18 protein-coding genes are annotated in these 18346 nt (G+C 68.6%); 14 read left to right on the top strand and 4 right to left on the bottom strand.

Annotated elements, in window-relative coordinates; genetic code table 11:
• Positions 1 to 224: 224 nt before the first annotated feature.
• Entirely contained in the window at positions 225 to 1148 is a 924-nt protein-coding gene (locus tag ABZZ79_RS35915; protein WP_356696200.1) for an ABC transporter ATP-binding protein, read from the bottom strand.
• Between the two features lie 279 nt (positions 1149 to 1427).
• Between ABZZ79_RS35915 and ABZZ79_RS35910 the strand changes: the two genes are divergently transcribed.
• The 14 genes from ABZZ79_RS35910 (at position 1428) to ABZZ79_RS35845 (ending at position 15271) form a co-directional block, all read left to right on the top strand.
• A complete protein-coding gene (locus tag ABZZ79_RS35910; RefSeq protein ID WP_356696198.1) occupies positions 1428 to 2162 on the top strand; it encodes a metalloregulator ArsR/SmtB family transcription factor in 735 nt (244 codons plus the stop codon).
• Positions 2159 to 3580, top strand: a complete 1422-nt coding sequence (gene sufB, locus ABZZ79_RS35905; RefSeq protein ID WP_356696196.1) for a Fe-S cluster assembly protein SufB — start codon at positions 2159 to 2161, stop codon at positions 3578 to 3580. The genes ABZZ79_RS35910 and sufB overlap by 4 nt, the downstream gene beginning before the upstream one ends.
• An 84-nt stretch (positions 3581 to 3664) precedes the next feature.
• Positions 3665 to 4864 carry a Fe-S cluster assembly protein SufD gene (gene sufD, locus ABZZ79_RS35900; protein WP_356696194.1) on the top strand — a complete coding sequence of 400 codons (1200 nt, stop codon included), beginning with the start codon at positions 3665 to 3667 and terminating at the stop codon, positions 4862 to 4864.
• Positions 4861 to 5190, top strand: a complete 330-nt coding sequence (locus ABZZ79_RS35895) for a bifunctional 3-phenylpropionate/cinnamic acid dioxygenase ferredoxin subunit (RefSeq protein WP_356696192.1) — start codon at positions 4861 to 4863, stop codon at positions 5188 to 5190. Before sufD ends, ABZZ79_RS35895 begins: the two co-directional genes overlap by 4 nt.
• A 7-nt stretch (positions 5191 to 5197) precedes the next feature.
• Positions 5198 to 5983: a Fe-S cluster assembly ATPase SufC gene (gene sufC / locus ABZZ79_RS35890; RefSeq protein WP_356696190.1), complete on the top strand. Its 786-nt coding sequence runs from the start codon at positions 5198 to 5200 to the stop codon at positions 5981 to 5983.
• Positions 5980 to 7236 (top strand): cysteine desulfurase, encoded by a 1257-nt coding sequence (locus ABZZ79_RS35885; RefSeq protein WP_356696188.1) that lies wholly within the window; start codon positions 5980 to 5982, stop codon positions 7234 to 7236. Before sufC ends, ABZZ79_RS35885 begins: the two co-directional genes overlap by 4 nt.
• A gap of 16 nt (positions 7237 to 7252) precedes the next feature.
• On the top strand, positions 7253 to 7720 hold the full coding sequence (sufU, locus tag ABZZ79_RS35880) for a Fe-S cluster assembly sulfur transfer protein SufU (RefSeq protein WP_356696186.1): 468 nt from the start codon (positions 7253 to 7255) through the stop codon (positions 7718 to 7720).
• The gene (locus ABZZ79_RS35875; RefSeq protein ID WP_356696184.1) at positions 7717 to 8049 is read left to right on the top strand and encodes a metal-sulfur cluster assembly factor; all 333 of its coding nucleotides are present in this window, start codon (positions 7717 to 7719) and stop codon (positions 8047 to 8049) included. The genes sufU and ABZZ79_RS35875 overlap by 4 nt, the downstream gene beginning before the upstream one ends.
• A 247-nt stretch (positions 8050 to 8296) precedes the next feature.
• Positions 8297 to 8617 carry a multidrug efflux SMR transporter gene (locus ABZZ79_RS35870; protein ID WP_356696182.1) on the top strand — a complete coding sequence of 107 codons (321 nt, stop codon included), beginning with the start codon at positions 8297 to 8299 and terminating at the stop codon, positions 8615 to 8617.
• Positions 8617 to 9159 carry a TetR family transcriptional regulator gene (locus ABZZ79_RS35865; RefSeq protein WP_356696180.1) on the top strand — a complete coding sequence of 181 codons (543 nt, stop codon included), beginning with the start codon at positions 8617 to 8619 and terminating at the stop codon, positions 9157 to 9159. Before ABZZ79_RS35870 ends, ABZZ79_RS35865 begins: the two co-directional genes overlap by 1 nt.
• A 66-nt stretch (positions 9160 to 9225) precedes the next feature.
• Positions 9226 to 9816 (top strand): RNA polymerase sigma factor, encoded by a 591-nt coding sequence (locus ABZZ79_RS35860; protein WP_356696178.1) that lies wholly within the window; start codon positions 9226 to 9228, stop codon positions 9814 to 9816.
• A gap of 1 nt (position 9817) precedes the next feature.
• A complete protein-coding gene (locus ABZZ79_RS35855; protein WP_356696176.1) occupies positions 9818 to 10723 on the top strand; it encodes a CU044_5270 family protein in 906 nt (301 codons plus the stop codon).
• A gap of 201 nt (positions 10724 to 10924) precedes the next feature.
• Entirely contained in the window at positions 10925 to 11914 is a 990-nt protein-coding gene (dapD, locus tag ABZZ79_RS35850; RefSeq protein WP_356696174.1) for a 2,3,4,5-tetrahydropyridine-2,6-dicarboxylate N-succinyltransferase, read from the top strand.
• Between the two features lie 726 nt (positions 11915 to 12640).
• Complete coding sequence (locus ABZZ79_RS35845) at positions 12641 to 15271, top strand: valine--tRNA ligase (protein WP_356696172.1); 2631 nt, start codon at positions 12641 to 12643, stop codon at positions 15269 to 15271.
• Between the two features lie 65 nt (positions 15272 to 15336).
• On the opposite strand, the gene ABZZ79_RS35840 is transcribed toward ABZZ79_RS35845, so the two are convergent.
• The 3 genes from ABZZ79_RS35840 to ABZZ79_RS35830 are packed head-to-tail and all read right to left on the bottom strand — an operon-like array spanning position 15337 to position 18336.
• Positions 15337 to 16284 (bottom strand): glycosyltransferase family A protein, encoded by a 948-nt coding sequence (locus ABZZ79_RS35840; protein ID WP_356696170.1) that lies wholly within the window; start codon positions 16282 to 16284, stop codon positions 15337 to 15339.
• Positions 16281 to 16955 carry a class I SAM-dependent methyltransferase gene (locus ABZZ79_RS35835; protein WP_356696168.1) on the bottom strand — a complete coding sequence of 225 codons (675 nt, stop codon included), beginning with the start codon at positions 16953 to 16955 and terminating at the stop codon, positions 16281 to 16283. The genes ABZZ79_RS35840 and ABZZ79_RS35835 overlap by 4 nt, the downstream gene beginning before the upstream one ends.
• Before the next feature lie 43 nt (positions 16956 to 16998).
• Positions 16999 to 18336 carry a hypothetical protein gene (locus ABZZ79_RS35830; protein ID WP_356696166.1) on the bottom strand — a complete coding sequence of 446 codons (1338 nt, stop codon included), beginning with the start codon at positions 18334 to 18336 and terminating at the stop codon, positions 16999 to 17001.
• Between the last annotated feature and the right edge of the window lie 10 nt (positions 18337 to 18346).

Genomic DNA, 18346 nt, shown 5'->3' with positions numbered 1-18346 from the left:
GGCGTCACGATCGAAGCGCGCGTCACGATCGAAGCTCCTTGCCGGTCAGCTCAAGGCTGTGTCTTCCCGGGGGGCGACCCCCGGACCCCCGGCAGAGGCCGGTGCGAGCGGGCGTCACGATCGAAGCGCGCGTCACGATCGAAGCTCCTTGCCGGTCAGCTCAAGGCTGTGTCTTCCCGGGGGGCGACCCCCGGACCCCCGGCAGGCGCCGGTGCGAGCGGGCATCACGATCGAAGCTCCTTACCGGTCAGCTCAAGAAAGACGTCCTCCAGCGTGTGCCTCTCGACCGAGAGACGGTCCGGCATCACGCCGTGCTGCGCGCACCAGGAGGTGACGGTCGCCAGCAGCTGCGGGTCGACCTTGCCGGTGACCCGGTAGGAGCCCGGGGTCAGCTCGGCGGCCGCGCTGTCCGCAGGCAGCGCCTTGAGCAGCGAGTTCACATCGAGACCGGGGCGGCCGGTGAACCGCAGGGTGTTCTCGGCGCCGCCGCGGCACAGCTCCTCGGGAGAACCCTGGGCGATGACCCTGCCCGTGTCGATGATCGCGACGTCGTCGGCGAGCTGTTCGGCCTCGTCCATGTAGTGGGTGGTGAGGATCACCGAGACGCCGTCGGCGCGCAGGTCGCGCACGAGGTCCCAGGTGGCGCGGCGGGCCTGCGGGTCGAGCCCGGCGGTGGGCTCGTCGAGGAACACCAGCTCGGGGCGGCCGACCACGGCCATCGCCAGGGCGAGCCGCTGCTGCTGGCCGCCGGACAGCCGGCGGTAGGAGGTGCGGCCGCAGGATCCGAGCCCGAGACGCTCGATCAGCGCATCCACGTCCAGCGGGTGCGCGTGCAGCCGGGCGACATGGCGGAGCATCTCCCCGGCGCGGGCGCCGGAGTAGACGCCGCCGGACTGGAGCATCACGCCGATCCGCGGTCGCAGCTCGCCGCCCTGCCGCACCGGGTCCAGGCCCAGGACCCGGACCGTGCCGGAGTCCGGTCGGCGGTAGCCCTCGCATGTCTCGATCGTGGTGGTCTTTCCGGCGCCGTTGGGTCCGAGCACGGCGGTGACTCCGGGCCTGGCCACCAGATCGAGGCCGTCCACCGCGGTCGTGTCGCCGTACCGCTTCACCAGGGACTGCACCTGGAGTACGGGATCGGTTCGCATGGGCCAAGAGTCTAGGTACGTTCGCGGGGGCTCAGGCAGCCGGGTGCGCGAACTTCCGGGGACGTGCGCCGGAGCCGCCCTCCACGGCGGCTCAAGCGACAACAGGGCCGGTCGGAGGGGGTGCGGGGGTGGGGGGAGGGGGTCGCGGACATGGCTCGTCCCGATCGATCAAAGATCGTTTCTGCAGGTCAGATTAGGTATGCCTAAGTGATGCAGGGCACCGATCAAGGTGGCATGGGTCGCTTGCCCGGTTCCGATGAATTACGCAACAATGGCGTTGTGAAAAACGTCGGCGAGGCTCGGGAGACCCCCACGGGGGCCGCTCACGAAGAGCTAGCGACCGGTGAGCGTTCGACGCGCAACCGGGTCGCGCGGTCCATCCTGGACCACGGGCCGTCGACCGTCGCCGAGCTGGCCGCCCGGCTGGGCCTCACCCAGGCCGCCGTCCGCCGCCACCTCGACGCGCTCGTCGCCGACGACGTCGTGGAAGCCCGCGAACAGCGGGTGTACGGCACCCGCACCCGGGGCCGCCCCGCCAAGGTCTTCGCGCTCACCGACTGCGGCCGCGACGCCTTCGACCAGTCCTACGACAAGCTCGCCGCGGACGCCCTGCGCTGGATCGCCGACCAGGAAGGCGGCAGCGAAGCCGTCGCCGCCTTCGCCCGCGCCCGGATCGCCGCGCAGGCCGACGCCTACCGCAAGGCCGTCGAGGGCGCCGACCCCGACCAGCGCGCCGAAGCCCTGGCCAAGGCCCTGAGCGTCGACGGGTACGCTGCTACGGCGCGCAGCGCGCCCGTGGGTGAGCAGCTGTGTCAGCATCACTGCCCGGTGGCGCATGTCGCGGAGCAGTTCCCCCAGCTGTGCGAGGCGGAGACGGAGTTCTTCGCCGAGCTGCTCGGGACCCATGTCCAGCGGCTTGCGACGATCGCCCATGGCGACGGCGTGTGCACGACGTTCATCCCCAAGATTTCCCACAACGCATCTGCAAGCACGGCCGGGAGGAACCCCGCATGACTCTCCCCACGGAGACCGCCCACCCTGAGCTGGAAGGCCTGGGCAAGTACGAATACGGCTGGGCCGACTCCGACGAGGCCGGTGCCGCGGCGAAGCGCGGTCTGAGCGAGGCTGTCGTCCGCGACATCTCGGGCAAGAAGTCCGAGCCGGAGTGGATGACCAAGCTGCGCCTCAAGGGCCTGAAGCTCTTCGAGAAGAAGCCGATGCCGAACTGGGGTTCCGACCTGTCGGGCATCGACTTCGACAACATCAAGTACTTCGTGCGCTCCACGGAGAAGCGGGCGGAGTCCTGGGAGGACCTGCCCGAGGACATCAAGAACACCTACGACAAGCTCGGCATCCCGGAGGCGGAGAAGCAGCGCCTGGTCGCCGGTGTCGCCGCGCAGTACGAGTCGGAGGTCGTCTACCACCAGATCCGCGAGGACCTGGAGGAGCAGGGCGTCATCTTCCTCGACACCGACACCGCGCTGAAGGAGCACCCGGAGCTCTTCAAGGAGTACTTCGGCACCGTCATCCCGGTCGGCGACAACAAGTTCGCGTCGCTGAACTCCGCCGTGTGGTCCGGTGGCTCCTTCATCTACGTCCCGCCGGGCGTCCACGTGGAGATCCCGCTCCAGGCCTACTTCCGTATCAACACGGAGAACATGGGCCAGTTCGAGCGGACCCTGATCATCGTCGACGAGGGTGCCTACGTGCACTACGTCGAGGGTTGTACGGCCCCGATCTACAAGTCGGACTCGCTGCACTCCGCGGTCGTCGAGATCATCGTCAAGAAGAACGCCCGCTGCCGCTACACGACCATCCAGAACTGGTCGAACAACGTCTACAACCTGGTCACCAAGCGCGCCGTCGCCTACGAGGGCGCGACCATGGAGTGGGTCGACGGCAACATCGGCTCCAAGGTGACGATGAAGTACCCGGCCGTCTACCTGATGGGCGAGCACGCCAAGGGCGAGACCCTGTCCATCGCCTTCGCGGGCGAGGGCCAGCACCAGGACGCCGGAGCCAAGATGGTCCACATGGCGCCGAACACCTCGTCGAACATCGTCTCCAAGTCGGTCGCGCGCGGCGGTGGCCGCACCTCCTACCGCGGTCTGATCGAGATCGGCGAGGGCGCCTCCGGCTCCAAGTCCAACGTGCTGTGCGACGCGCTGCTCGTCGACACCATCTCCCGGTCCGACACCTACCCGTACGTCGACGTCCGTGAGGACGACGTCTCCATGGGTCACGAGGCGACCGTCTCCAAGGTCTCCGACGACCAGCTCTTCTACCTGATGAGCCGCGGCCTGTCCGAGGACGAGGCCATGGCCATGATCGTGCGCGGCTTCGTCGAGCCGATCGCCAAGGAGCTGCCCATGGAGTACGCCCTCGAGCTCAACCGGCTGATCGAGCTGCAGATGGAAGGCGCGGTCGGCTAAGACCCGCCCCCGGTTCAGCAGCAGGCGGCCCGCACCGGTAGCGGGCCGAGATCGCAACGTAGGAAAGAGAGCAGACCGACAGCCATGGCTGAGGCTCACAACATCCCGGCGGGTGCCAACATCCCGGTGGGTGCCACCACCGCCGGCTCGATCGCGGTTGCCGCCGAGTCGACCGTCGCCACGCGCATGAGCGCGCCCCCGTCCTTCGACGTGGCGGACTTCCCCGTGCCGCACGGCCGCGAGGAGGAGTGGCGGTTCACCCCGCTGGAGCGGCTGCGCGGCCTGCACGACGGCACCGCGCTGCCCGGCGGCACGATCAAGGCCGAGTTCTCCGCGCCCGACGGCGTCATTATCGAGAGCGTCGGCCGCGACGACGCCCGGCTCGGCCGGGCCGGCACGCCCGTGGACCGGGTCGCCGCCCAGGCGTACTCCTCCTTCGAGCAGGCCATGGTCGTCACCGTGCCCAAGGAGACCGTGCTGAGCGAGCCGGTCCGCCTCGGCCTGCACGGCGAGGGCGGCGTCACCTACGGCCACACCGTCTTCGAGCTCGGCGCCTTCGCCGAGGCGACCGTCGTCATCGACCACACCGGCGACACCGTGCGTGCCGCGAACGTGGAGTACGTCGTCGGCGACGGCGCCAAGCTGACCGTCGTCACGGTCGTCGACTGGGACGACACCGCCGTCCACGTCGCCCAGCAGAGCGCCCTGGTCGGCCGCGACGCCACCTTCAAGCACATCGTCGTCACCTTCGGTGGCGACCTGGTCCGCATCCACCCGCGGGTCTCCTACGCCTCCACCGGTGGCGAGGCCGAGCTGTTCGGCCTGTACTTCACCGACAAGGGCCAGCACCACGAGCACCGCCTCCTGGTCGACCACAACACCCCGCACTGCAAGTCCTACGTGGTCTACAAGGGCGCGCTCCAGGGCGACGGCGCGCACGCGGTGTGGATCGGTGACGTGCTGATCGAGGCCGCGGCCGAGGGCACGGACACGTACGAGATGAACCGCAACCTGGTGCTGACCGACGGCGCCCGCGTCGACTCGGTGCCCAACCTGGAGATCGAGACCGGCGAGATCGTGGGCGCCGGCCACGCCTCCGCCACCGGCCGCTTCGACGACGAGCAGCTGTTCTACCTGATGGCCCGCGGCATCCCGGAGCACGATGCCCGCCGTCTGGTGGTCCGCGGCTTCTTCGCCGAGCTGGTCCAGCAGATCGGTGTCGCCGACATCGAGGAGCGCCTCCTCGCCAAGATCGAAGAGGAGCTGGAGGCGTCGGTCGCATGACCTTCGTACGCGTCTGTGCGCTGAGCGAGCTGGAGGAGGACACCCCGAAGCGGGTGGAACTCGACGGCACGCCGGTGTCCGTCGTGCACACCGAGGGCGAGGTGTTCGCGATCCACGACATCTGTTCGCACGCGAACGTCTCGCTTTCCGAGGGCGAGGTGGAGGACTGCCAGATCGAGTGCTGGCTGCACGGCTCCAGCTTCGACCTCCGCACCGGCAAGCCGTCCGGCCTTCCCGCGACGCGCCCCGTTCCCGTATACCCCGTAAAGATCGAAGGGGGCAGCGTCCTTGTTGACGTACGCGCCTCCCTCAACCAGGAGTCCTGAGGCACCCATGGCTACGCTTGAAATCCGAGACCTGCGCGTCACCGTCGAGGCCGACAACGCCACGAAGGAGATCCTCAAGGGCGTCGACCTCACCGTGAAGCAGGGCGAGACGCACGCCATCATGGGCCCCAACGGCTCCGGCAAGTCGACCCTGGCCTACTCCCTCGCGGGCCACCCGAAGTACACGATCACCGGCGGCACCGTGCTGCTCGACGGCGAGGACGTCCTGGAGATGTCCGTCGACGAGCGCGCCCGCGCGGGCCTCTTCCTGGCCATGCAGTACCCGGTCGAGGTCCCCGGCGTCTCGGTCTCCAACTTCCTGCGCACCTCCGCCACCGCGATCCGCGGCGAGGCCCCCAAGCTGCGCACCTGGGTCAAGGAGGTCAAGGAGGCCATGGAGCGCCTCAACATGGACCCCTCCTTCGCCGAGCGCAACGTCAACGAGGGCTTCTCCGGCGGTGAGAAGAAGCGCCACGAGATCCTCCAGCTGGAGCTCCTCAGGCCGAAGGTCGCGATCCTCGACGAGACCGACTCCGGCCTGGACGTCGACGCGCTGCGCATCGTCTCCGAGGGCGTCAACCGCGTCCGCGAGACCGGCGAGGTCGGCACCCTGCTGATCACGCACTACACGCGCATCCTGCGCTACATCAAGCCCGACCAAGTCCACGTGTTCGCCGGCGGCAAGATCGTCGAGTCCGGCGGCGCCGAGCTCGCCGACAAGCTTGAGGCCGAGGGTTACGAGGGCTACGCGAAGCGCGACGAAGTCGACACGAAGGGTGGCGCATCCGAGTGACACAGCTGCCGGGCCTCCTCGACACAGAGGCGCTCCGCAAGGACTTCCCGATCCTGGATCGGGTGCTCCACGACGGCAAGAAGCTCGTGTACCTGGACAACGCGGCGACCAGCCAGAAGCCGCGCCAGGTGCTCGACGCGCTCAACGAGTACTACGAGCGCTACAACGCCAACGTCCACCGCGGCGTGCACGTCCTCGCCGAGGAGGCCACGGCGCTGTACGAGGGCGCGCGCGACAAGGTCGCCCAGTTCATCAACGCGCCCAGCCGCGACGAGGTGATCTTCACCAAGAACGCCTCCGAGTCGCTCAACCTCGTCGCGAACATGCTGGGCTGGGCCGACGAGCCCTACCGCGTGGACCGCGAGACCGAGATCGTCATCACGGAGATGGAGCACCACTCCAACATCGTGCCGTGGCAGCTGCTCGCGCAGCGCACGGGCGCGAAGCTGAAGTGGTTCGGCCTCACCGACGACGGCCGTCTGGACCTGTCCAACATCGACGAGATCATCACCGAGAAGACGAAGATCGTCTCCTTCGTGCTGGTCTCCAACATCCTGGGCACGGTCAACCCGGTCGAGGCGATCGTGCGCCGCGCCCAGGAGGTCGGTGCGCTGGTCTGCATCGACGCCTCCCAGGCCGCCCCGCACATGCCGCTGGACGTGCAGGCCCTCCAGGCCGACTTCGTGGCCTTCACCGGCCACAAGATGTGCGGCCCGACCGGCATCGGCGTCCTGTGGGGCCGCCAGGAACTGCTGGAGGACCTTCCTCCGTTCCTGGGCGGCGGCGAGATGATCGAGACGGTGTCGATGCACTCCTCGACCTACGCCCCCGCGCCCCACAAGTTCGAGGCGGGCACGCCCCCGATCGCTCAGGCGGTCGGCCTCGGCGCCGCCATCGACTACCTGAGCTCGATCGGCATGGACAAGGTCCTCGCCCATGAGCACGCGCTGACGGAGTACGCCGTCCAGCGCCTGCAGGAGGTCCCCGACCTGCGGATCATCGGCCCCACCACGGCCGAGGACCGGGGCGCGGCGATCTCCTTCACCCTCGGCGACATCCACCCGCACGACGTGGGCCAGGTGCTCGACGAGCAGGGCATCGCGGTCCGGGTCGGCCATCACTGCGCCCGCCCGGTCTGCCTGCGGTACGGAATTCCCGCGACCACCCGAGCGTCGTTCTATCTGTACTCCACTCCGGCCGAGATCGACACGCTGGTCGAGGGGCTGGAGCACGTCCGGAACTTTTTCGGCTGACGGGACGAGCGATCGTATGAAGCTGGATTCGATGTACCAGGACGTCATCCTGGACCACTACAAGCACCCGCACGGGCGTGGTCTGCGGGACGGCGACGCCGAGGTGCACCATGTGAACCCGACGTGCGGCGACGAGATCACGCTCCGCGTGAAGTACGCCGGTACGAAGATCGAGGACGTCTCGTACGAGGGCCAGGGCTGTTCCATCAGCCAGGCCTCGGCCTCCGTACTGAACGAGCTCCTCGTGGGCAAGGACCTCTCCGAGGCGCAGAAGATCCAGGAGACGTTTCTGGAGCTGATGCAGTCCAAGGGCAGGATCGAGCCCGACGACGCGATGGAGGAGGTGCTGGAGGACGCGGTCGCGTTCTCCGGTGTCTCCAAGTACCCGGCCCGGGTCAAGTGCGCCCTCCTCAGCTGGATGGCGTGGAAGGACGCGACGGCGCAGGCCCTGGGCGGAGCCGACGCCGAAAGGAAGACGGCATGAGTGACACCGTGGAGATGAAGCCGGCCTCCGAGGAGGAGATCCGCGAGGCCCTGTACGACGTCGTCGACCCCGAGCTGGGCATCGACGTCGTCAACCTCGGCCTGATCTACGGCATCCACATCGACGACGCGAACATCGCGACGATCGACATGACCCTGACCTCCGCGGCCTGCCCGCTGACGGACGTCATCGAGGACCAGGCCAAGTCGGCCACCGACGGCCTCGTCAGCGAGCTGCGCATCAACTGGGTCTGGATGCCGCCGTGGGGCCCGGACAAGATCACGGACGACGGCCGCGATCAGCTGCGGGCGCTCGGGTTCAACGTCTGAGACCCGCCTGACGTGGAAGGGGCGGCACCCTGACGGGGGTGCCGCCCCTTCACGCGTTCAGCGGGCGATCCGCGTCACGGGGGGCGATCCGCGTCACGGGGGGCGATCCGCGTCACGGGGGGCGACCTGAGGGTTCCGTTCCTCCGTGTCCCCTCCGACGGACCGATGTCCCGGCGCACTTGACGCCGGGTCGAGCGTGAGCGGCCGGCCGTGGAGCCGGAACCGACCGTTGCGTACGCTCGTACACATGGGATATCTACTGCTGGCCGGGGCCATCGCCGCGGAGGTCTGCGCCACGACCGCGCTCAAGTACACCGACGGCTTCAGCAAGTTGCTGCCGTCCCTGCTGACCGTGCTCGGCTACGTCGTCTCCTTCCTGCTGCTCGCCCAGACCCTGCGGACCGTCTCCGTCGGCACGGCGTACGCGATCTGGTCCGGGGCCGGCACCGCGGTCATCGCCACCATCGGAGTGTTCTTCCTCGGGGAGGGGATGAACGCCGCCAAGGCCGCCGGGATCGCGCTGATCATCGTCGGGGTGGTCGTGCTCAACATGGGAGGCGCGCACTGATGCCCCGTCGGCACGACCCCGAGCGACGGCAGCGGATCATCGACGCGGCGATCCGGGTCGTGGGGGAGCGCGGCATCGCCGGTCTGACCCATCGCACGGTCGCGGCCGAGGCGGATGTGCCCCTCGGTTCGACGACCTACCACTTCGCCACCCTCGACGACCTGCTCGTCGCCGCCCTGCGGCAGACCGGCGAGGGCTTCGCCACGCTGATCGCCGAGTGCGGCGGACTCGACGACCCGGACGCCGACCTTGCCGCACGGCTCGCCGCGCTGGTCGGCGAGTGGCTGGCCGGCGACCGGGAGGGGGTAGAGCTGGAGTACGAGCTGTATGTCGCCGCCCTGCGCAGACCCGCGCTGCGGCCCGTCGCCGCCGAGTGGGCTCAGAGCGTCGGCACCCTCCTCGCCGCGCACACCGACCCCGTCACCGCGCGGGCCCTGGTCGCGATGCTGGACGGGGTGTGCCTCCAGGTGCTGCTGACGGGAGCGCCGTACGACGAGGCGTACGCACGGGAGATGCTGGGGCGGGTGCTGCGGGGGGCGTGAACTCTTTGAGGGGGAACGGGGAACAGCCGGTGACATGCTCAGCGAGAACCTGTTCCTGGAGGCCACGTGACCGGACCGCCGGTGCTGTGCGAGGACGGCGACCTGGTCGCCCAGTCGCTGGAGGAGCCCGAGCTGTTCGCGCGGCTGTACGACCGGTACGCGCCCGACACCCACCGGTACGCAGCACGCCGCCTGGGCGCCGGCCCGGCCGAGGACATCACAGCGGAGACGTTCCTCATCGCCTTCCGCACCCGCGCCCGCTACGACATCACCCGCGGCAACGCCCGGCCCTGGCTGTACGGCATCGCCGGCAACCTCATCGGCAAGCACCGCCGCGCCGAGGTGCGGTCCCTGCGGGCGCTGGCCCGCACCGGCCACGACCCGGTCGCCGAGTCCTGGTCGGAGCGGGCCGACGAACGGCTCGCCGCCGGGAGCGCGCACCTCCCGCTGGCCGGGGCACTGGCCGCGCTGTCGGCCGGCGACCGCCATGTGCTGCTCCTCGTGGCCTGGGCCGACCTCAGCTACCAGGAGGTCGCCGAGGCGCTCGGCATCCCCGTCGGCACGGTCCGTTCCCGGCTCAACCGCGCCCGCCGCAAGGTGCGTTCGGCACTGGGTGCCGACCCCGCGTTCACCCTCGACCCCACGGAGGTGCTCTGACATGGACGAGATGACAGCGGTCCGCTACCTGCGCTCCGAGGCGCCCGTCGCCCAGCGCCCCGACCTCGTCCCCGGCCGGGACCGGCTGCTCCGGGAGGCGGGCCGCGGCTCCCGGAGGCTGCGGGCCGACTGGCGGCTCGCGGCGGTCGGCGCGGCGGCGATCACCGCGGTGGCGCTGATCGGTACACAGGTGGTCGGCGACGGCTCCGGGGACACCCGGCCGGGCTCCCTGCCCTCGTACACGATCGAACTGGGCAGCGCGAAGGATCTGCTGAACCAGGCCGCGGACGTGATCGCCGCCTCTCCCGGCACGAGCGCGCGCGCAGGTCAGTGGGTCTACTCCAGGACCGTGGAGACCAACCTGACCGAGGACGACAGGCCGGGCCCGCGGACCAGCGAGGCGTGGACGAAGTACGCCGACCCGGCCTTCGAGAACGGCAGGCAGGGCGACGACCACTCCCCCCGGGAGCAGTACGAGTTCCTGCGGACGCTGCCGGACGACGTTCAGCAGGTCCGGGCACGCGCCCGGCAGTTCTACGACGCCACCGACTCGACCGAGTCCCGCGTCCAGCACGAGTACCGCGCCCTCGGCGCCGTCCTCGCCCGCGCCTACCCCTACGATCCCGAGGGCCTCGCCAAGGTCTACCGGGCCCTGGCCTCGATCCCCGGCGTGCAGGCCGCCGACGTCACCGACGTCACGGGGCGGGCCGCGATCGCCCTCTACCTCAAGGGAACCCACCCCTCCGCGGACCGCAGCGAGATCCTTCTCGACCCGGTGACGTACCTGTACCGGGGATTCCGCTATGTGGCCACCACGGACGGCGACGGCTGGGAGCGGGGCGACGCGGTGATCAGCGGGGCGCGGGTCGCGGTGGGTGTGGTGGAGAAGGAGGGGAGGCAGCTGTGAGAGCGGGCGGGCGGGAGAGTGGCCGGGCGGGGCGGGCTTGGCTGGCGCGGGGGCGCGGGGGCGCGGGGGGGCGGGGGTGCGGGGGTGCGGGGGCCGAGGGCGCGGGGGCGGGTGAGGGCGGGTGAGGGTCCTGTCGCCCGGCACGTGAGACGGGTCGTGGGCGGTTGGCCCGGGGCGGCCCGGTCACGTTAAGTTGCCCTTATGACCGACACGACTGCTCCCCGCACCACCGGCGCCGTGGCCGCCGGCCTCGCCACGATCGCCGCCGACGGCACCGTCCTGGACACCTGGTTCCCCGCCCCGGAGCTGACCGCCGAGCCCGGCCCCGCGGGCACCGAGCGGCTGGACGCCGCGCGCACCGCCGCGCTGCTCGGCGAGCACGGTGTGGCCGCGCTCGGCAAGGACGGCATCCGCGGTACGGAGATCGTCGCGGTCCGTACGGTCATCTCCTCGCTGGACGACAAGCCGCTCGACACCCATGACGCCTACCTGCGGCTGCACCTGCTCTCGCACCGCCTGGTGAAGCCGAACGAGCAGAACCTGGACGGTGTCTTCGGCCTGCTCGCCAACGTCGCCTGGACCTCGCTCGGCCCGGTCGCCGTGGACACCCTGGAGACGGTCCGCCTCGCGGCCCGCGCCCGCGGAGTGCACGTGAGTGTGTTCGGCGTGGACAAGTTCCCGCGCATGACGGACTACGTCGCCCCGGCGGGCGTCCGTATCGCCGACGCCGACCGCGTCCGCCTCGGCGCCCACCTCGCCTCGGGCACCACGGTCATGCACGAGGGCTTCGTCAACTTCAACGCGGGCACGCTCGGCACCTCCATGGTCGAGGGCCGCATCTCCCAGGGCGTCGTCGTCGGCGACGGCTCGGACATCGGCGGCGGCGCCTCCACCATGGGCACCCTGTCCGGCGGCGGCAAGGAGCGCGTCCGCATCGGCGAGCGCTCCCTGGTCGGCGCCGAGGCGGGCGTCGGCATCGCCCTGGGCGACGACTGCGTCGTCGAGGCGGGCCTCTACCTCACCGCCGGCACCAAGGTCACCCTCCCCGACGGCCAGACCGTCAAGGCCCGAGAGCTCTCCGGCGCCAACAACATCCTCTTCCGCCGCAACTCCGTCACCGGCGCCGTCCAGGCGGTCCCCAACAACGCGGAGTGGGGCGGCCTGAACGAGATCCTGCACAGCCACAACTGATCACCGGCGGCCGTGACCTGCGGCCGCCTAACCGATCAGCGCCCTGACCTGCTGCTGAGTTGTCGGCACCTGTCGATGGTGGTCACCATTGAGCGCCCTTCCACGGCCCGAGTATGGCCCGGGAGGGCGCTCGTGCGTGAGCACTGCACCAGGAGTTCGATCCGAGCGAGCCAGGCTTCACCCCTTGCTCCTCATCTGGGTTGGTAGTCCCAGAAGCAATAGGCGCACGCGCCACGTCCCTCCGCCGTGGCTTCGGCCAGCGCGACACGACGTCGAGGATGAGTGTCCATGCCCATACTCAGGGCGTACTCCTGCCCATCCTCCAGGGCCTTGCAGGCCGAAGAGCGGTGGAAGACCTCGCCCCCGGCTGTGATGTAGACGAACTTGATCAGGCCCTCGGGGACAGGAGCGCAGTCCACGCAGTGTTGGACGACTAAGTCGTGTATGCATCGCTCATCCATGCCGCCAGGTTAGTCAGAGGGTCTGACAAGACCATCAAAAGTTCGCGCCAGTCTGAACCTTGGGTCCGACCCCCGAGGGAGGTTGACCTCTTCGTCCCGAAGCAACTTGGGTGGGCGCCGGACTAGCTAAGCCGTGGTCGCACGAGCGAGTTCTTGGTCACACTTGAAATTGCCTCGTGCGGCCACTTTTGTGTCCTGGCCATGGTGCGGCCGGGCCGCAATAGTCCGGCGAAGCGCGAGGCGCCAGGGCCATAGAATGGCCGTTGTGACCGACAACACTCAGCGCCCCGACAGCGGGCCGAACAGCGCCCCCGAACTGCCGACCCAGTACACGCCGGCCGAGGTAGAGGAGACGCTGTACGAGCGCTGGGTAGAGCGCGGTTACTTCGAGGCTGACGCGAAGAGCAACAAGCCCCCGTACACCATCGTCATCCCGCCGCCGAACGTCACCGGCTCCCTCCACCTGGGCCACGCCTTCGAGCACACGCTGATCGACGCCCTCACCCGCCGCAAGCGCATGCAGGGCCACGAGACGCTTTGGCAGCCCGGCATGGACCACGCCGGCATCGCGACGCAGAACGTCGTCGAGCGCGAGCTCGCCAAGGAAGGAAAGTCCAGGCACGACCTCGGCCGCGAGGCGTTCGTCGAGCGGGTATGGCAGTGGAAGGCCGAGTCCGGCGGCCAGATCGCCGGGCAGATGCGGCGTCTGGGCAACGGCGTCGCGTGGAGCCGTGACCGCTTCACCATGGACGAGGGGCTCTCGCGCGCCGTCCAGACCGTCTTCAAGAAGATGTTCGACGACGGCCTCATCTACCGTGCCGAGCGCATCATCAACTGGTGCCCGCGCTGCCTGACGGCCATCTCGGACATCGAGGTCGACTACCAGGACGACGACGGCGAGCTCGTCTCCATGACGTACGGCGAGGGCGAGGACACCATCGTCGTCGCCACCACCCGCGCCGAGACGATGCTGGGCGACACCGCGGTCGCCGTCCACCCCGATGACGAGCGGTACGCGCACCTCGTCGGCAAGCAGATCAAGCTGCCGCTGACCGACCGGACGATCCCGGTCGTCGCGGACACGCACGTGGACCCGGAGTTCGGCACCGGCGCCGTCAAGGTGACGCCGGCGCACGACCCGAACGACTTCGCCATCGGCCAGCGCCACAACCTCGAATCCATCGAGGTCCTCGACGAACGCGGCATCATCACCGTCCACGGTCCCTTCGAGGGCCTGGACCGCTTCGAGGCCCGCTTCGCCATCGTCGCCGCGCTGCGCGCCGATGGCCGGATCGTCGCCGAGAAGCGCCCCTACGTCCACTCGGTCGGGCACTGCTCGCGCTGCAAGACGACGCTGGAACCCCGCCTGTCCATGCAGTGGTGGGTGAAGGTCGAGACCCTCGCCAAGGCCGCCGGCGACGCCGTCCGCGACGGCCGGGTCAACATCCACCCGGCCGACATGTCGCAGCGCTACTTCGACTGGGTCGACAACCTCAACGACTGGTGCATCTCGCGCCAGCTGTGGTGGGGCCACCGCATCCCGGTCTGGCACGGCCCGAACGGCGAGCTGGTCTGCGTCGGCCCCGACGAGCAGCCTCCGACCGGCGAAGGCTGGACCCAGGACACCGACGTCCTCGACACATGGTTCTCGTCCGGCCTGTGGCCGTTCTCCACGCTGGGCTGGCCCGAGCAGACCCCTGACCTCGCCAAGTTCTACCCGAACTCCGTCCTGGTCACCGGCTACGACCTGATGTTCTTCTGGGTCGCCCGGATGATGATGTTCGGTCTGTACGCGATGGACGGCCAGCAGCCGTTCCACACGATCGCGTTCCACGGCATGGTCCGCGACGAGTTCGGCAAGAAGATGTCGAAGTCGTTCGGGAACACGGTCAACCCGCTGGACTGGATGGACAAGTACGGCTCCGACGCCCTGCGTTTCACCCTGGCCCGCGGCGCCAACCCGGGCGTCGACGTCCCGATCGGCGAGGACTGGGTCCAGGCGTCCCGCAACTTCGCCAACAAGATCTGGAACGCCACGCGCTTCGCGCTGATGAACGGCGCCACCGTCGAGGGCGACCTTCCGCCCGCCGAGCAACTGTCGGCGACCGACCGCTGGATCCTCTCGCGGCTCAACAAGACCGTGGCCGAGGCCGACGCGCTCTACGACGACTACCAGTTCGCCAAGCTCGCCGACGCCCTCTACCACTTCGCGTGGGACGAGGTCTTCGACTGGTACGTCGAACTCTCCAAGACGACGTTCTTCGAGGGCGGCGAGCAGGCCAAGGTCTCGGCCCGCGTCCTGGGCGAGGTCCTCGACGTCACCCTGCGCCTGCTCCACCCGATCGTCCCGTTCGTCACCGACACCCTGTGGACGACGCTCACCGGGCGCGAGTCCATCGTGATCGCTAACTGGCCGAAGGACTCGGGCTTCCGCGACGACGCCGCCGAGCAGGAGATCGATCTGGTCCAGCGGGTCGTCACCGAGGTCCGCCGGTTCCGCTCCGACCAGGGCCTGCAGCCGGGCCAGAAGGTTCCCGCCCGCCTGAACCTGGACTGCACGGCACTCGCCCCGCACGAGGCCGCCATCCGCCAGCTGCTCCGGCTGCAGCCGGAAGGCGAGAGCTTCAGCGCCACGGCGTCGCTGCCGGTGGCTGGCGCGGAGGTCGCGCTCGACCTGTCGGGCACGATCGACGTCGCCGCGGAGCGCAAGCGTCTCGCCAAGGACCTGGCCGCTGCCGAGAAGGAGAAGGCGCAGGCGGAGGGCAAGCTCGGCAACGAGGCGTTCCTGGCGAAGGCCCCGGAAAACGTGGTCGACAAGATCCGGACCCGTCTCGCGAAGGCGGAGGAGGAGATCGTTCGGCTGCAGAACCAGATCAGCAGCCTGCCGGCCGCGTAGTAGCCCAGCCAGTGAAGGAAGCCCCGGACGTGTTCGTCCGGGGCTTCCTTCGTGGGGGACTCCCGTTACGGGATTCCCAGGCTCTCGAAGGGGCTCGACAGGGAAAATTCTCGCTGGCGGGCGACCGTCAGGGCCTGTTCGAGATCGAACTCGGCCATCCGGATCAGATCCACGAGCCGAGACGGCTTCGAGGCGAGCACGTCGCGGGTGATGTCCTCGGCGGAGTCGTCGCGGCCGAAGTGGTGTCGGAACAAGTCGAGGTTCTTCTCGACCACCAGCAGGGTCATGTCGAACTCGGAGGTCTCCACGTTGGAGACCCGCCGCGTACGAGAGTGGACCCGGTACTCGTGCAGTGGACCAGCAATGCAGACGACGCTGTTGTGGTCGCCTCCGCGGAAACGCCCGGCGAGGAGGTTCACGGCGAACGCCCAGTCCCCCCACTTCCGCACATGCGGGTCGTAGAAGCCACCGCGGATCGCATCGTCGCGGCGGTAGACGATCGAGGTGGGCACGTGGTGCTTGCGCAGGATCAGCTCCTCGCGGCACGGGTAGGAGGAGATGGTGAGCCCGTCGAAGTCGCCGATCATCCGCGACATGGTGTGGACGAAGGCCACGTGCTGGTGCGTCTTCAGGAACCTGACGGCGCGGTCCGGGTAGCTCCCAGACTTCAGCAGCTCCGGGTCCATGGCGAGCCGGTCGTCGGCGTCGAGCTGCATCACGTACTTGAAGCTCGCGGCATCGATGCCGGCATTCCTGGCGGCATGGTGGCCACTGTGCTCCTGGCGGAGGACGCGGACCTCGGCGCGCTCGGCGCACAGCGAGATGGCACGCAGCGTCTGCTGGTCGTCGGAGCCGTCATCCACGACCACGACTTCGTACGGGAAGGCGTGGGGCTGCTGGATGAGGGACTCCACGGCTTCGACGAGGTAGTTCCCAGAGTTGAAGCAGGGGACGACGAAGCTGATTCCCTCGGGCATGCTCGACATCATGGCGTTCTCCCTGTCGCTGATCATGCTGCCTGGTTGGCTGCAATGACGGTGGCCCGGATCGCTTCGAAGCAGTTGAGCCCGGTTCTGCTGTCCTGTTCCGCGTGCTTGGACCAGAGCAGAGTGAGGTCCCACCCTTGGTAGATACGCTGGATGCGCCGGCGGAAAGACTCCGGGGAGTAGCTGGCCTCCCCTTCGATACGCAGCAGTTGGCCGTCCGCGGATCTGCGGGTGATCGCCGTGAACACTTCGAGGTAGTGGTAGTTCTCCCCGCGTGCATGAGCGACTGCGCTCGTGAGGAGGGCCTCGACGCTGGGCCTTGCGAGGTAGTGCAGGACGTCCTTGGCGACGAGGACGCCGAAGTTCTCGTCGATGGTGAAGTCCTCGGCGAGGCACTGTCGGGGTTCGATCCGGTGGGCCCAATCGCCTGCGCCGTCGAGGCGGCGAAGAAGCGGGTCGCAGGGGATCTGATCGACGGCTACCACGTCGAATCCTGCGCGCGCTAAGGCGATGGTGTAGGTCCCGGCCCCGTATCCGAGATCCAGGGCGGTACGTGGGGTCGCCTCTGTGATGGACTCCAGGAGGGTGTTGAACCGCTCCGAGGTGGCGGCCTGGAGGTTCTCCGCGGTGTTGCGGCCCCGCTGGAGCGCGTCCGTATAGAAGGCGTACACGGATGCCCTCGTAACCGGCTGGTTCATGGGTAACTCCTCTGTCGCTTGGGTGGTTTGGAGAGGCCGGCGCCTAGAAGGGCACCGTGGCCAAGCGCCCAGGAGTGAGCACCGAAGAGGCGAGTGCCTCGGTGACCTGCATGGGCCGCAGATGGCTCGCAAGGGAGCTGCGCTGCTCGGAGCCGCGCAACCAGTGCTCCATGAGTTGGCGGTTGCTGTCGCTGTGGAACAGCCCGTCGAACGAGTCCTCCGACACGTAGCGCTCGTCGGGCAGAAGCGCGGCGTTGGCGCGCGTGGTCACGCGGGCGAATGCGTCGATTCCGTCTGCGCTGACACCACGGGGAATGTCGTAGCAGTGGACGTGAGTGGAGAAAAGCGTCGACAGCTGAGCCTCCAAGTCGACGCTCGACGTGCGGCCATTGACGTTGTAGAGGCACTCCGGGAGTTCGCCCCAGTCACGAATGGAGGGGGTGGTCTGCTCGAAGGACAAGGTCCCGAGCGAGACGGTCCTTCCGTTCGCGGCGTCCACGAGGCGGAACGCGGAGGTTACGTCGGTTTCGCCGAAGCGGAAGCTCGCATCGGAGTCAGCCGACCATCGCGCGCCGTCGTCCTGGAACCTGCCGGCGATCGGCTGCGAGATGCGCTGGTGCTGGTCGATGGGAAAAGCACCGAAGGCGCTGATCTCCAGCTTGAGCTGGCGCTCAGGAAAGACTTCCGCGTTGAGCGACAGGATCTGGGTCGCAAGGTCCACGTAGTGGTACGCGCCGTGCATCATCATCCCGTAGCCGTACTTGTACGGGTGGTCGTCGCGGCTTTCGAACTCCCGCTGGAGGTTCCACACACCGCCGGCGGCCCGGAGGTGGAAGGAGGTCAGGGGCGCTTCCCACCTCTCCATCCGGTCCCTGAGCGACGCGATGACCTGCTGGTTGTAGATCTGGTGGTACCGGCTCAGCGTCATCACGGAATGCTTCGCGGAGGAGTCGGCGGCAACGCCGATGAGTTCCTCCATGGTCTTCGTGATGTACGACGGCTTGAACCGCCCGTCGACGAGCGGGGCTAATACGGGCTTTTCGACCAGCGAGTCGATGTGGTTCTCCACGCAGAATCGGAGGTATGCCTCATGGGCTCGTACCTCCGTCGCGATGTATACCTTTGTGGGTACGCCGGGTACTCGCAGGCGCTGGACAGCGGCAGCGATGACTTCTTGCGGCGTCTCCTGGACTCGGTCGCCGGAATTCGGCAGGTAGACGACTCCACTGGGCTTTACGCTCGCCGCCTGTATACGCCTTTCGATCTCCGGGCGCTGTGACTCCAGGTCGATGATGGAGTAGGAGTCGATGTGGCCGGACATGATGGCATCACGAATGCACGGCAGGTACTTGTTGGCGACGATCTCATCGAAACCGACCACGATGAGGTGA

It is taken from the genome of Streptomyces sp. NPDC006458, assembly GCF_040612135.1.
In the GTDB taxonomy this organism is placed as follows: domain Bacteria; phylum Actinomycetota; class Actinomycetes; order Streptomycetales; family Streptomycetaceae; genus Streptomyces.
Note: the sequence above shows the minus strand (reverse complement) of the source record. Positions and strands in the feature narration are given on the sequence as shown.